Origin of the sequence: Qaidamihabitans albus, from assembly GCF_016464705.1 — a bacterium.
GTDB classification, from domain to species: domain Bacteria; phylum Actinomycetota; class Actinomycetes; order Mycobacteriales; family Pseudonocardiaceae; genus Qaidamihabitans; species Qaidamihabitans albus.
Map to the genome: position 1 here is coordinate 184,694 of NZ_JAEHOB010000014.1, position 13,508 is coordinate 198,201.

General features: G+C 69.0%; 14 protein-coding genes and 1 pseudogene. 5 read left to right on the forward strand and 10 right to left on the reverse strand.

Annotation, left to right across the window (positions count from 1 at the left end; all coding sequences use genetic code 11):
* Positions 1-141: 141 nt before the first annotated feature.
* From JAP66_RS24335 to JAP66_RS24345, 4 genes are all read right to left on the reverse strand, one after another.
* Positions 142-585, reverse strand: a complete 444-nt coding sequence (locus JAP66_RS24335) for an SRPBCC family protein (RefSeq protein WP_210770584.1) — start codon at positions 583-585, stop codon at positions 142-144.
* Positions 586-626: 41 nt separating this feature from the next.
* On the reverse strand, positions 627-1,205 hold the full coding sequence (locus JAP66_RS32395; protein ID WP_235999360.1) for a hypothetical protein: 579 nt from the start codon (positions 1,203-1,205) through the stop codon (positions 627-629).
* Between the two features lie 45 nt (positions 1,206-1,250).
* Complete coding sequence (locus JAP66_RS32770; RefSeq protein ID WP_268963296.1) at positions 1,251-1,385, reverse strand: hypothetical protein; 135 nt, start codon at positions 1,383-1,385, stop codon at positions 1,251-1,253.
* Positions 1,386-1,466: 81 nt separating this feature from the next.
* Entirely contained in the window at positions 1,467-2,492 is a 1,026-nt protein-coding gene (locus tag JAP66_RS24345) for a helix-turn-helix transcriptional regulator (RefSeq protein WP_199434163.1), read from the reverse strand.
* A 68-nt stretch (positions 2,493-2,560) separates the two neighbouring features.
* Between JAP66_RS24345 and JAP66_RS24350 the strand changes: the two are divergent.
* Positions 2,561-3,142 (forward strand): annotated as a pseudogene (locus JAP66_RS24350) (DinB family protein).
* Positions 3,139-3,600 carry a VOC family protein gene (locus tag JAP66_RS24355; RefSeq protein ID WP_199434164.1) on the forward strand — a complete coding sequence of 154 codons (462 nt, stop codon included), beginning with the start codon at positions 3,139-3,141 and terminating at the stop codon, positions 3,598-3,600. The pseudogene JAP66_RS24350 and the gene JAP66_RS24355 overlap by 4 nt, the downstream one beginning before the upstream one ends.
* A gap of 131 nt (positions 3,601-3,731) precedes the next feature.
* On the opposite strand, the gene JAP66_RS24360 is transcribed toward JAP66_RS24355, so the two are convergent.
* Positions 3,732-4,634 (reverse strand): bile acid:sodium symporter family protein, encoded by a 903-nt coding sequence (locus JAP66_RS24360; RefSeq protein ID WP_199434165.1) that lies wholly within the window; start codon positions 4,632-4,634, stop codon positions 3,732-3,734.
* 255 nt (positions 4,635-4,889) lie between these two features.
* Here JAP66_RS24360 and JAP66_RS24365 point away from each other — a divergent pair, with 255 nt between their 5' ends.
* Both JAP66_RS24365 and JAP66_RS24370 read left to right on the forward strand, forming a co-directional pair.
* A complete protein-coding gene (locus JAP66_RS24365; protein WP_199434166.1) occupies positions 4,890-5,093 on the forward strand; it encodes a hypothetical protein in 204 nt (67 codons plus the stop codon).
* 129 nt (positions 5,094-5,222) lie between these two features.
* Positions 5,223-5,630, forward strand: a complete 408-nt coding sequence (locus JAP66_RS24370) for a RidA family protein (protein ID WP_199434167.1) — start codon at positions 5,223-5,225, stop codon at positions 5,628-5,630.
* 36 nt (positions 5,631-5,666) lie between these two features.
* Here the strand turns inward: JAP66_RS24370 and JAP66_RS24375 are convergent, their stop codons facing one another.
* Complete coding sequence (locus JAP66_RS24375; protein WP_199434168.1) at positions 5,667-6,047, reverse strand: winged helix-turn-helix transcriptional regulator; 381 nt, start codon at positions 6,045-6,047, stop codon at positions 5,667-5,669.
* A 96-nt stretch (positions 6,048-6,143) separates the two neighbouring features.
* A complete protein-coding gene (locus JAP66_RS24380) occupies positions 6,144-8,030 on the reverse strand; it encodes a heavy metal translocating P-type ATPase (protein WP_199434182.1) in 1,887 nt (628 codons plus the stop codon).
* Positions 8,031-8,178: 148 nt separating this feature from the next.
* Here JAP66_RS24380 and JAP66_RS24385 point away from each other — a divergent pair, with 148 nt between their 5' ends.
* Positions 8,179-8,532, forward strand: coding sequence for an ArsR/SmtB family transcription factor (locus JAP66_RS24385; protein WP_199434169.1), 354 nt, complete (start codon positions 8,179-8,181; stop codon positions 8,530-8,532).
* A 78-nt stretch (positions 8,533-8,610) separates the two neighbouring features.
* Here JAP66_RS24385 and helR read toward each other — a convergent pair whose 3' ends face one another.
* The 3 genes from helR to JAP66_RS24400 all read right to left on the reverse strand — a co-directional run.
* Positions 8,611-10,839: an RNA polymerase recycling motor ATPase HelR gene (gene helR / locus JAP66_RS24390; RefSeq protein WP_199434170.1), complete on the reverse strand. Its 2,229-nt coding sequence runs from the start codon at positions 10,837-10,839 to the stop codon at positions 8,611-8,613.
* 749 nt (positions 10,840-11,588) lie between these two features.
* Complete coding sequence (locus JAP66_RS24395; protein WP_235999364.1) at positions 11,589-12,911, reverse strand: SGNH/GDSL hydrolase family protein; 1,323 nt, start codon at positions 12,909-12,911, stop codon at positions 11,589-11,591.
* A 134-nt stretch (positions 12,912-13,045) separates the two neighbouring features.
* Positions 13,046-13,508, reverse strand: a 463-nt coding sequence (locus tag JAP66_RS24400) for a glycoside hydrolase family 11 protein (protein ID WP_199434171.1), incomplete at its 5' end; no start/stop codon positions are given.

Genomic DNA, 13,508 nt, shown 5'->3' on the forward strand with positions numbered 1-13,508 from the left:
ACGACTCATTGAACTCCGGCCCCATGGCGGCCGCAATCGTCCGTTCGTCGCGAAGTTCGCCCGGTTCTCGTGCCGGTTTCCGGCCCCGGCACGACGCCACCTCCACCGGTGGTGACGCCGGTGGAGGTGGCAGGTGGAGCGTCAGTTCCAGTTGTCGATCTTGACGTCGTGCGGCTCCGGAGCGCCCTTCCCGGCTTCGACCAGCGACTTCAGGCTCATCAGAAAGACCGCCCACTTGGTACTGCAGTGGTGCATGAACTCCACCGGCTCCTTCCAGCCCTGGTGACTGAAGAGAACGATGGTGTAGTCGTCGACCTGATTGAGTTCCCAGTCCACATGCGTGCCGATCCATTCCTCGGGTCCGTCGACCACCTCCCACAGCACGCGCTTGCCTGGGTCGAGCTGGAGGATCTTCATGTCGAATCCACCGGCCCGGAACCGGAACTCGAGCACGCCGCCGAGGTCGCCGGCTTCACCTCGGGTGTCGGTCGTGTACCAGCCGGCAAGTCCCTCGACCGTGGTCAAGGCCGCGTAGACCTCGGCCACCGGCGATTTGATTCCGACCCTGTGCAGGATGTCCACCATTTTCGATTCTTCTTTCCAGTGTTGGTTCGACCTTCATGAATTCACTGCAGCGTGCCGCGCTGGTCTTTCGTGCGCTGAATCGCCTCGGCGATCCGCTTGATACGCCGGAACCTGGCATCCCACGCCGCCCCCACCGAGGACAACTGCTCGACCGCGCGAGCAAGTTGCGCCTCGTCCAACCGGTACCTCCTCTCTCGCCCTGCAGGCGTGGCGTGCACCAGGCCGATGCGGTCGAGCACGCCGGGATGTTTCGCGATGGCCTGCCGTGTCACGGGCTGCTCACTGAGGCTGGTGGCCGTGCCGTCGCCGTCCGCCAGAAGCAGGTCGAAGCATTCGCCGACGGGTCGGATCCCCGACCGCGGACCACAGGTCGTCGTCGACGGCGGCGGTCGTGGGGTCGGCACCAGCCGCGCGAGGTGCTCCCCGAGCCGGGGAACAAAGGTGTCCCAGCCGACGCTGTGCTCGCGGTAGCGCTCCGCCGGCTTCGCGGCCTCCCAGGCCATCTCCCGGAACCCGGTCCCGGTGAGCCGAACCCTGGTGCCCGTCTCCGACGGGCTGAGCGAAGGTGACCAGCAGCGAGCCGTCGGCGGCGTCGGCGGCGTCGGCGTTGTCCTTGCCATCGGGATAGCACCAGCGGAACGAGAACAACCGAGGCGGCTCGGCGCTCACCACGGCGATCGGACGACCTTTGCCCTGTCGCCCCAGACAAGCTCCCCGACCGCGCCGGGAGTCGCTTCGACCTCGGGTGAGGCGTCGACGTGGATCTCTCGTTCGATACTGCCGTACTCGACGCTCTTCACGATTCCTCCATGCGCAACAATCGGTTGCGTCTCACGCTAGCCGACCTTCTGCCGGTATGCAACTATTAGTTGCACATTGCCTCATGACTCCTCTGTGTCCGGCACCGGTGAGATCGCCGAACCGGCTGACAGCAATCTCTCCGCCAGCACACGACAGCGCTTCCCGAGTTCCGGAGGGTCGACCACCTCGAAGTCGTGTCCGAGCAGGAGGACGTGCATGAGGACGAAGTCGAGGCTCCCGGCGCCACTGAGTACCTCGCAGACGTTGCTCCCTCGCTGTCGTACGACGGCCGCCGACGCCGGAATCTGCGCGCGCACCGTGCCGGCCGGAGCGTGCACGAGGAAGCGCGCCTGGTGCGGGTAGACGCGGCTCGCCACACCCTCCTGCACGTAGGTCGCCGCGTCGGGCGCCGGCCGCGGGCGGAAGCGCCAGTTCCGTGCGGACACATCGGTCATCCGGTCGACGCGGAAGCTGCGCCAGTCGTCGCGATCAAGGTCGTAGGCGAGGAGGTACCAGCGCCGGTCGGAGGCGACCAGGCGGTAGGGCTCGACCCGCCGCCGTCGCACCTCGCTGCCTGGGGACACCTCCCGGAGGAGGTCCGGGCGAGGGTAGTCGAAGCCTGCCTCAACCTCGTCGCGGCAGGCTCTGGCCAGTGTCAGGAGCACCTCGGGACCGACCGGCGTGCGTCCGCCGCCGAAGGACTCCACGGAGCCGGAGAGCGCGCGCACCTCGTGCCGCAGCCGGGTGGGCAGCACCCCGTCGAGCTTGGTCAGCGCCCGGAGTGCGGCATCGCCTGCGCCGGCGACCGCGCCACCCGCACCGGCGAGCAGCGAGACCGCGGTGGCGATCGCCTCCTCGTCGTCGAGAAGCAGCGGCGGCAGGTCCTGCCCCGGACCGAGCCGGTAGCCACCGCCGACACCCTGGCCAGCATGCACCGGATAGCCGAGCGTACGCAGCCGCTCGACGTCGCGCCGTACCGTGCGCGGCGTGACCGCCAACCGTTCGGCGAGCTCGGGACCGGTCCAGACCCGGCGCTGTTGCAGCAACCCGAGCAGGGTGAGCACCCGCTCCGTCGTCCCCCGCTCTTCACCGCTTGCCACGTCCATGTCGACTCACCTGTTAGAAGACAGATAGCGGACCGATCCTGTCCGCCGAGAGTGTCAGGGTGCATGACATGGACGCAGAACTCGACTGGAACCGGACACTGCGCGAGCAGTGGGAGTTCCACTGGAACCAGCAGCTCCGAGCCCGGCTCGACGGCCTCACCGACGACGAGTACTTCTGGTCGCCGGTGCCGGACGCCTGGAGCGTACGGCCGCGTGGCAGCTCGACGGCACCCGTGCAGGTCGGCGCCGGGAGCTTCACCATCGACTACGCCTTCCCCGAGCCGGTCCCCGCGGCCTTCACCACGATCGCCTGGCGACTCGGTCACGTCATCGTCGGCGTGCTCGCCGCACGCAACGCGGCACACTTCGGTGCGCCTGAGGCTTCGTACGAGACCTGGGAATATGCCGGCAGCGCGGCCGGCGCGCTCGACCAGCTGGAGGCGCAGCTCGACGCCTGACTGGCCGGGGTGCGCGACCTCGGCGAGGCCGGGCTCCGGGTACCGGTCGGCGCGAAGGAGCCCTTCCGCGAGGCGCCCATGGCCGATCTGGTGCTGCACATCCACCGCGAGCTGATCCACCACCTGTCCGAGGTCTGCCTGCTGCGCGACCTCTACCTGCACACGAGGCCACGACGAGGAGCGAACCGATGAGCCGCCACATCCAGGTCACCTTCGACGCCCACGACCCGAGGGCGCTGTCCTCCTTCTGGCGCGACGTACTGGGCTACGTCCACCCCGGCCCGCCCGGAGCCGACCTGCCCGAGGGCGCCGACCCGCTGGCCGCGTGGGACGACTTCCTCGCCCGGCTCGGCGTACCGCAGGAGCAGCGCAACACGAAGTCGGCCGTCGAGGATCCGGACGGGCACGGCCCACGGCTGTTCTTCCAGCAGGTCCCGGAGGACAAAGTCGCCAAGAACCGCCTCCACCTCGACGTCCGCGCGGCTCCCGGGCTACAGGGAGAGAAACGGATGGCGGCGCTGGAAGCCGAGTGCGACCGGCTCGTCGCACTGGGAGCGACGCGGGTACGTCGCGACGAGCCCGCTCCCCCGATGAGCGCAGGCTTCATCGCCATGACCGACCCCGAGGGCAACGAGTTCTGCCTGGACTGACGCAGCTCGGCCGTTGACGTGCCGGCAGGCGGTGCTGAGCTCTCGGCAAGCGTGGCCGTGGCCGAACGGCAACGGGCCACCCGGTCGCGGACGGCGACCGCGGGCGAGGCGGTCAGGATCGCCCGCGCCGCCTACGGGGTCTCGGGAACCACCTCGCCTGCGGTGGGCGCCCTACGGGCCCTTCGGCGCCCGTAGGCCACGACGCCGACAGCGGAGGCGTACATCAGCACGCCGTAGACGGCCGACGGCACCGCCAGGGCCTCGGATCCGATCACGTTGACGGCGATGAGAATGCCGAGGGTGGCGTTCTTGATCCCCAACTCGATCGCACCCGCGAGACGGCTCTCGAACGAAAGGCGGGCGAGTCGCATGATCCCGTAGCCGACGGCGAGTCCACCGAGGTTGAGCAGCACGGCGGCGACCCCCGCCTGCCGGAGATAGGTCCAGATGTCGGCACCCAGCGAGATCGCGATCGCCACGATGAGGACGGCCAGCACCACCCCGCCGAACAGCGACACCGCCCGTTCGAGCGCGGCGGCACGCTCGGGCCACCTGGCGCGGAGCACCATACCGATCGCCACCGGAACCAGCACGATGACGACCAGTAGGGCGATGGTCCGCAGGACAGGCACCTCGATCGCGACGCCCGACGCGGCGGGTTGCCAGCGCAGTGCGAGGTTGGCAGCGATCGGCAGGGTCACGATCGTGATCAGGCTGGCCAGCACGGTCAGCACGATGGACAGCGCGACGTTGCCCCGCGCGAGATACGCGATGAGGTTCGACGTCGTGCCGCCAGGACAAGCGGCGATGATGACGAGGCCCACGGCGACCGCGGCCGGCAGCGACAGCAGGTACGCGATCAGGAACGCCAGCGCGGGCATCAGCACGATCTGGCCGAGCGTCCCGACGATGATGCCGCGCGGGTCCCTGGCCTCCCGGGCGAAGTCCCTCGACGTGAGCGTCAGCCCTATGCCGATCATGATGAGGAACAGGGCGACCGGCAGGCCGACCTCGACAAGCGCGTTCTGCTCCACGATGAGCTCCTTCGGTAACGTCGGCCAAACCCGCACAAGGCCGAACCGGGCCCCGTCGGCGACGATTCTCGTGCACGGCTGTCATTTCGTGTAGCGCAGCATCAGAGCCGCTCCGCTCATCCCGCTCGCCGCGTCGCCGTCCTGGCGTCGAAGGGAGCGCGTCAGTCCGTCAGGTGGACTTCCTTGAGACGCCGAGCGCGGTGAGTGATACTCCGCTCACGCTGTGTCCCTATAGCGCGGGAGAGGAGTAGAGAGATGGGTTTCTGGGCAGAGGCCGGTCGCGTGCTCGACAGGTCCGCGGAGCGGGTCGCCAACCGCAAGTGCAAGGTCGTGCGGACCACGAAGAAGGTGGTGGACGGCCTCTGCGTCGGATGCCTGCGCCCGACGGGCAAGCAGCAGTGCGGCGTCCCCTGCTGCGGCCGCACCGAGTGCATGCGTGTGGTGGTCGACCGCATCTGAAGCCGGCCCTGGGCGAGCCTGCGAACTGCATGGTCACCATCAGGTTCCCCAGTCACGAAAAAGTGCGTTCTTCCATGTCGTCGTTCACTCTCCTATGGTTCCTGAGTAACCAGAAGAGAGGCAGGCGACATGGCCATCACCCTGACGAACCCCACCGGACTGCCGGAGATCGACGCCTACCGGCAGGTGTCGATCGCGACCGGGTCGAAGCTGGTCCACATCGCCGGGCAGGTCGCCTGGGACGCCAGGGGGGTCACGGTAGGCGAAGGTGACCTCGCCGCTCAGGTCGAGCAGTGCTACCTCAATGTCGGCACCGCCCTCGCCGACGTCGGCGGCTCGTTCGACGACGTGGCGAAACTGACCGTCTACGTCGTCGACTGGACCCTCGACAAGATGCCCCTGTTCCTGGAGGGCGTCGCTCGGGCGGCCGCGAAGCTCGGGAGTGCGCCGGTCCCACCGGGCACGCTGCTGGGCGTTGCGGCACTGGCCGCGCCCGACCATCTGGTCGAGGTCGACGCGACCGCGGTCCTCGACTGAGCAGATGCCGTTCGCTCGGATAGTTCGGGAAGCCCGTCAGGTGTCGAAGCGGCGGCGGGAGGCTTCGATGTGACCGAGATACTGGCGGGTCCAGGCGCACATTCCATCGATCGTCCCTCGTAGGGCCCGGCCCGACTCGGTGAGGGTGTACTCCACCCGCGGCGGCACGGTGGGGTGCACGTTCCGCTCGACCAGGCCGTTGCGCTCAAGCATGCGCAGGTTCTGGGTGAGCATCTTGTGGCTGATGCCCTCGACCTCGTTCCGCAGCTCGCTGAAGCGCAGGGTGCCTTCGCCGAGGAACTCGATGATCAGCAGCGCCCACTTGTTGGCGACGTCCGAGAAGATCTCCCGCGCCAGGGAGTCCGCGCGCGTCAGGTCCGCTTCCTCGGACGAGGCTCTCAACCGCTTGGTCGCCATTAGTGCGTTCCTCCACGTCTTCAGACACTCTCCTACGGTGCCTGAGTAACCACAAGAGAGGCCACGCGCCGGTTCGATCGGGTGGGCCGCCGGGCTTCAGCCGCGGCCGGCGCGCTCCCAGGCGGCGCGGCGCAGCAGGCGCAGTCCGTTGAGGCCGACGATGACGGTGGAGCCTTCGTGTCCGGCCACCCCGAGCGGCAGGGGCAACGTCGCGAACAGGTCCCAGGCCACCAGGACGCCGATGAAGGTCCCCGCGATGACGAGGTTGGCGGCGACGAGACGGCGAGCTCGGCGAGCCAGCGCGAGGACGGCGGGCACGGTGGCGAGGTCGTCGCGGGTGATGACCGCGCCCGCGGTGTCCAGCGCCAGATCCGATCCCGCGCGACCCATCGCGATTCCGGTGTGGGCGGCGGCCAGCGCGGGAGCGTCGTTGACGCCGTCGCCGACCAGCAGCACCTTGGCGCCCTTGGCCTCGAGTTCGCGCACGGCGGTGACCTTGTCCCGGGGCAGCAGGCCCGCGCGGACGTCGGTGATGCCGGCCTCCGCGGCGAGCCGGGCGGCGGCGCGAGGACTGTCGCCGGTGAGCAGTAGTGGCCGGGCGCCGGTCAGGGCGGTGAGCCGGGCGACGGCGTCGGCGGCGCCGGGACGTAGCCGGTCGGCCAGCCCCAGCACCCCGGCCGGGGCACCGTCGATCTTCACGATGACGGCCGTGCGCCCGGCCCGTGCCAGCTCGGCGACCGTGCCGAGCGCCGTCTCGTCCCGATCGTCCAGCAGCTGGGCCGGGCTGCCGATCTCGACGTGGCGTTCGCCGACCCGAGCGGTGACGCCTCGCCCGGGCGCGGATGTGAACGCCTCGGCAGGGCGCAGCGGTATCCCGGCGTCATCCGCCGCGGCCACGACGGCACGCGCGAGTGGATGCTCCGAGGGGTTCTCCGCGGCGGCGGCCAGCGCGAGCAGCTCGGCGTCCTTCATCCCGGCCCCGGGCAGGGAACGGATCTCGGTCAGCCGCGGCGTGCCTTCCGTGAGGGTGCCCGTCTTGTCGAAAGCCACCCGGGTGGCGGTACCGAACCGTTCGAGAACCACGGCGGACTTCACCAGTACGCCGTGCCGCCCCGCGTTGGCGATCGCGGACAGCATCGGCGGCATGGTCGCCAGCACCACCGCGCACGGCGAGGCGACGATCATGAATGTCATGGCACGCAACAGGGTGGGCTCGACCGCGGCACCGAGCAGCAGCGGGATCACGAAGAGCCCTACCGTGGCGGCCACCATGCCGACCGAGTAGCGCTGCTCGATCTTCTCGACGAACAGCTGGGTCCGTGCCTTGGTGGCACTGGCCTCGGCGACCATCGTGACGATCCGGGCGATCACCGTGTCACCGGCCGGGCTGGTCACCCGCACCCGCAGCACACCGGTGCCGTTGAGGGTGCCCGCGAACACCTCGTCCCCGGGTGCCTTGTCGACCGGCAGCGACTCACCGGTGATGGTGGCCTGATCGACCTCGCTCCCACCGGCCACCACCTCGCCGTCGCCGCCGACCCGCTCGCCCGGACGTACCAGGATCACGTCGCCGACCCGCAACGCCGCGGTGTCCACGACCTCCTCCCCCGTGCCGGTGAGCCGGGTGGCCCGGCTGGGAGCCAGGTCCAGCAGGCCGCGGACCGAGTCCTCGGTGCGTTTGCTCGCGATCGCCTCCAGGGCCCCGGAGATGGCGAAGATGACGATGAGCAGACCTCCGTCGAAGACCTGCCCGATCGCGGCCGCGCCGATGGCCGCCAGGACCATCAGCAGATCGACGTCGAGCCTGCGTTCGCGCAGCGCCCGCAGCCCCGCAAGGCCCGGCTCCCACCCGCCCGCGCCGTAGCAGGCCAGGTACAGCGCCCACCACAGCCAGATCGGGCCGTCGGCGAGCTGGGCCAGCAGGCCGAGCCCGAACAGGGCCGTCGCCACGCTCGCCCACCGCACCTCCCGCAACGCCCACATCCCGCGCCGGCCGGCCTTCCGCCGGCGGGTGCCGATGCCGGTGCCGACGTTGTGCTCGGGGGTTCGCGCCGCGACAGTCACTCAGGCATCGTATATGCGCACTCACGCAGATACGCAAGTAGCTGGCCAGGCAGGTTATGCTGGGGCCATGCACACATCGTTGCCGGACTTCGACATGCCCACGGAGGAGCAGGTGCATCTGGCGGCCGAGTCGTTCCGGCTGCTTGCCGACCCGACCCGGATCAAGGTCCTGTGGGCGTTGCTACAGGGTGAGTCCTCGGTCGCGTGCCTGGCAGAGCTCGCCGGTGCCGCCCCGACCGCCGTCAGCCAGCACCTGGCCAAGCTCCGGCTCGCCGGTCTGGTAAAGGGCAGACGCGAGGGCACCTTCGTCTACTACTCCGCCGCCGACGAGCACGTGCGCCGCCTGCTCAGCCAGGCCCTTTTCCACGCCGACCACGTCGACCGCGGCATGGCTGACGATCCGCACAGCGCCGCTCGCTGACGGCAGCAGGTCCGTTATGGACAGTGCGGCATCTCTTCGAGCCTCTTCGGACCGCGGTCGAGGTGGCGGCGGTGGGTGCTACGCCGGCCGCCGACTTCCGGCCCTGGCGGGGATTCCGGTTTCGGCGAGTCCGGTCAGGGCCTGCGGCAACGGGCCCTGGTGCAGGACGCCGAGGCGCTGGGTGGCGCGGGTGAGGGCGACGTAGAGCTCGGCCGCACCGCGTGGGCCGTCGGCGAGGATCCTCATCGGTTCCACGACGAGGACGGCGTCGAACTCCAAGCCCTTCGTCTCCGAGGGCGGCACAGCGCCCGGCACATCCGGCGGCCCGATCACGATGCTGGTGCCCTCGCGTGCGGCTTCGTCCCGCACGAACTCATCGATGGCGGCGGGCAGCTCGTCCTCGGTGACCCGCTTGGACCACGGCCGGACGCCGCACGCGCGGACCGACTCGGGTGGCCGGACTCCTGGCGCGAACTCGTCGAGCAGCGCGGCGGCGACGGCCATTATCTCCGCAGGGGTGCGGTAGTTCACCGACAGCGAGCGGTAGACCCAGCGGCCGGGCACGTACGGCTCCAGCATCTCCTCCCAGGATGCCGCTCCGGCCATCGAACGGCGTTGGGCGAGATCGCCGACCACCGTCAAGGATCGGGAAGGGCAGCGCCGCATCAGCACCCTCCAGTCCATTTCGGACAGCTCTTGCGCCTCGTCGACCACGACGTGCCGGTAGGTCCAGTCCCGGTCCGCGGCGGCGCGTTCGACGAGGTCACGCGTGTCGCGCTCGACGAAGCGATCGGCCAGGTCCTCGGCGTAGAGCAGGTTCTCGGCGACCAGTTGGACGTCCTCGTCCAGTTCCTCGCGGTCCAGCTTCATGAGGTCCATCACCCCGGCGGCGTACTCGGCCTCGGCCTTCCGTTCCCGCTCGGCGGCCTGCTCGGCGGAGTTGTCAGCCGCCTTGTCGCGACCCAGCAGGTCGACCAGCTCGTCGAGCAGCGGCACGTCCGACACCGTCCAGGCGTCCCCCTCGGCGCGCCACAGCGCCTGGTCGGCGCCTGCCGCCCGCAGCCGTTCGGGAGACTCGTACAGCGATGCCAGCAGTGTTTCCGGGGTCAGTATCGGCCAGAGTTCGCCGAGCGCGGCGCTGAACGTGTCGTCGCCCACGAGCTCGGAGAGCAGGTCCGCCCGCAGTTGCTCCCACTCTTCGCGATCCGCCCGGGTCAGCCAGCCCCGGCCGATCCGGGCGATCGCCCGTTCGGTGAGCACATAGGTGACGATCTCACCGAACACCGCGCGGGCCTCGTTGTGCGGCAGCCCGCTCGCCCGCGCCTCCTGGATGGCCCACTCCGCGGTCTCGGCGTCGATCCGCAGCGTGACACCTCCCAGTTCGATCGGCAGCGGCTGCTCCGGCAGCCGCTGCCGATCGGCGATCGCCGCCGCGAGCACGTCCAGGACCTCGAGCGAGCCCTTCAGCCGCGCGACTTCCGGGCTGTCCTCTGCGGTGACGCGCAGACCGGGTACGAGGTCGCCGGTGGTCATGAACACCACGTCGGTCTCGCCCAGCGACGGCAGAACGCGGCCGATGTAGCTCAGGAACGCCGGGTTCGGCCCGACCACGAGCACACCATGGCGTTCCATCCGTTCCCGCTGGGTGTAGAGCAGGTAGGCGACGCGATGCAGCGCCACCACGGTCTTCCCGGTACCCGGACCGCCCTCGATCACCAGCACCCCCGGATGATCGAGCCGGATGATCTCGTCCTGCTCGGCCTGGATCGTCGCCACGATGTCGCGCATCCCGTCGCCACGCGGAGCGTTGACCGCCGCGAGCAGGGCCGGGTCCCCTCGCTCGTCACCATCGGGGCGGCCGAGCACCTCGTCGGTGAAATCGAGCACCTGACGCCCGCGCGTGTGGAACTGGCGGCGCCGACGCATGCCCTCCGGGTTCGCGGCGGTGGCGACGTAGAACGCCCGCGACGCCGGTGCCCGCCAGTCGAGCAAGAGCGGCTCGTACTCGTTCTCCTCGTCGAAAAGGCCGATGCGGCCGATGTAGGAACGCGCACCCGAATTGGTGTCCAACCGGCCGAAGCACAACCCGTCGTCCGCCACGTCCAGCCGCTTCATCTCTTTGGCCAGCGTGCGTACCTCGACATCGCGTTCCATCGGTGTCCCGCCGCTTTCCCGACCGACAGGGCCACGCAAGGCCGCGTCGTACTCCCGCTTCACCCGCGCGCGCTCGGCGTCGAGCCGCGTGTAGAGCCCGGCCACATAGCTCCGCTCGGACCGCAATTCCTCTTCGTACCCCTGAGTTGACACATACCCCTCACAGTGAGCCTGTCGTTGATCCCATGCAGGCGCGCCGTTGTGCCTGGTCACCTCTCGTGAGTGTTCAGCCGAGTTAGAACGCGGTTCCCCACTCACGACCGGTGACCTGCGGAAACACTGCGGCCGCGTCGAACCGGCCGGAGTGCACGTAACCGCACGGTGAGTCCCACCAGCGGTTCGACGTCCCCGCACGACCCATACGTCGGCAACAACACACGCACCTCGCGACTCCCGTTTCCGGAGGTTCCGACCTCGGTCGGCAATCTTGCGGCACGACCCGGGTCTTGCCGCAAGTCCCCCGGTGCGCTATATGTTGAGAGTGGGACGGAGTGAGTAGCTTCCGTTCCCGTTTTGTTCGTCCACTGGGCCTGAACATGCGGCCGCGGAACGAGAAATCCTCACTCTCGTCAGCGAGACTCGTCGAAGACGATCCAGGGAGGCTGCTCAGGGCGTTTCGAACGCGCGCCGGTAGTCGGTAGGCGTCACGCCGACCCGGGCGGCGAAATGGAGGCGCAGGTTGGCCGCCGTTCCAAGGCCGCTGTGCTCGCTGATCTTCTCGCCAAACTCCGATGAGACTGTTCCGCAGGTCACCGGTCGTGAGTGCGTAACAGTGTTCTAACTCGCGTGCGCACTCACGAGGGGTGGTGGCCTACCGGAAGAGGCGGGCGGGGACGGCGTCGGCGAGCATCTGGTAGCCCGCCGGGTTCAGATGCAGGTGGTCCCCCACGTCGGCGNGTGGCCTACCGGAAGAGGCGGGCGGGGACGGCGTCGGCGAGCATCTGGTAGCCCGCCGGGTTCAGATGCAGGTGGTCCCCCACGTCGGCGGCGGGGAGCAGCCGCTCGGAGTTCGCGGGGTCACGGACCACAGCATCGAAGTCGATGACCGCGTCGAAGCGGCCACTCGTCCGGATCCACCGGTTCACCGCCTGGCGGGCGGCTTCCCGGCGCCCGTCCGGGTCGTCGTAGGTTTCGTTGCCGCCGAACGGCAGCAGTGTCGCGCCGTAGGCGCGGATCCCCTGCGCGTGCGCACGGACGATGATCTGCTCATACGCCGCGATCAGATCGTCGGCGACGTTCTTCTGGGCGGCTTCCGTGGCGTCCGCCGTGCCGATGTCGTTGACGCCCTCGAACACGATCAACCATTCGACCCCGCTCTGCGCGAGAACATCGCGGTCCAGCCTGGCGAGGGCATTGGGGCCGAGACCGTCGTTGAGCACCCGGTTGCCCCCGGCCGCCTGGTTCAGCACGGCGATGCCGGCCGTGCGGTGGTGGGACTGGAGCCGGTCGAGCAACTGGTCCGGCCAGCGATCGTTCATGTTGGTGGTGGAGCCGCGGCCGTCGGTCAGCGAGTCTCCCAGCACCACCGCGCCTGCCACGGTGCGTTTGGCTCGCACCTCGATACCGCTCAGGAGGTACCAGTGGTCGGTGGGCGTCGCCCCGGGCAGGTCCACGTCCTCGACGTGGCTACCGCTGAGCAGGTGGGAAGTAGTCCTGGAGCCCGGATGTGACGTGATGTCATTGGACGCCTGCCCTTCCGCCAGGTACACCGTGACCGCGAGGTTCGTTCGTGGTGCCACGGGGTAGTCCAGCGGGTCGGACACCATCTGCGCACCGGTCGGAACGACCACGGACGAACGGCCGTTGAAGGTCACCGCACGCGAGGTGCCCGGCTGGATGGCCCGCGCACCGGCCTCACCGCGCGCCGGCAGCGCCACCGATACCGCGGTGATCGGCAGCGCCGCCCCGCCGAACGCGTTCGAGAACCGCAGCCGCATCCGTTGCCCGCCAACCGATACCCGCACGGTCTGCCGCAACGTGCTGTCGGCCATCACCAGGTTGTCCTGTGTGAACGGTGGGGGCGGCATGTTGTGCGGTTCGGTCAACTGCGGCATCGACACCCACGTGTTGACCCAGTGCCCGCGTTCCGTCACCGAGGCCACGTCGCCGCCGGCGGCGGGTGCGGTGACGTCACGCGCGGATGTCGCGACGACATGCGCCGTCAGCACGAGGGCCATGACGAGTGCGGCGACGGCGGCGATGCCTGGAAACGGTCTTCCGCGCATGGTCCACGTCCTCCGGTCTTGGGCCGAGTTCGAAGACTCTGGGTACTGTGGCGCGGCGACTCGTGGACGCCGCGCCACAGGCAAGGTCAGCCGGTAATCCAGAGATCAACCGGAGACGGTCTTCTCGGGAATGTTCATCCCCTCACCGAGATATTCGAGTTCCCGCTGCTCTGGTACCCCTCTGTCGCGAGAATCATGTAGTAACTGAAATTACCGAGGTTCATTCCGTGCCGTGCCCATGCGTCGAAGTGGTTGCCGGTGGTGATGGTTCCGCCCGTCCTCTTCGACTGCCGGACGCTCCAGAACTGAGGGAAAGTCCGGGTGCCTTCGACGGAGGGCGAGTCGTATCGCATCGTCTGGTAGATGTCGTACGTTCCGCCGTCACTGGTGACCGTGCCCTTGTAGTCGCCCGTGGGCCGGTAGGTTCCCCAGTTGTCCACTACGTAGTACTCCACGAGCGGGTTCGACGTCCACCCGTAGAGACACAGGTATCCGTTGCCGGACGGATTGAAGCTGCCCGAGTAGTTCACGTTCCTGCGCCCGCCGTTGCTCCAGCCTGTGAAGTTCGGGGACATCGGTGACAGTGGAAGTCTCTGG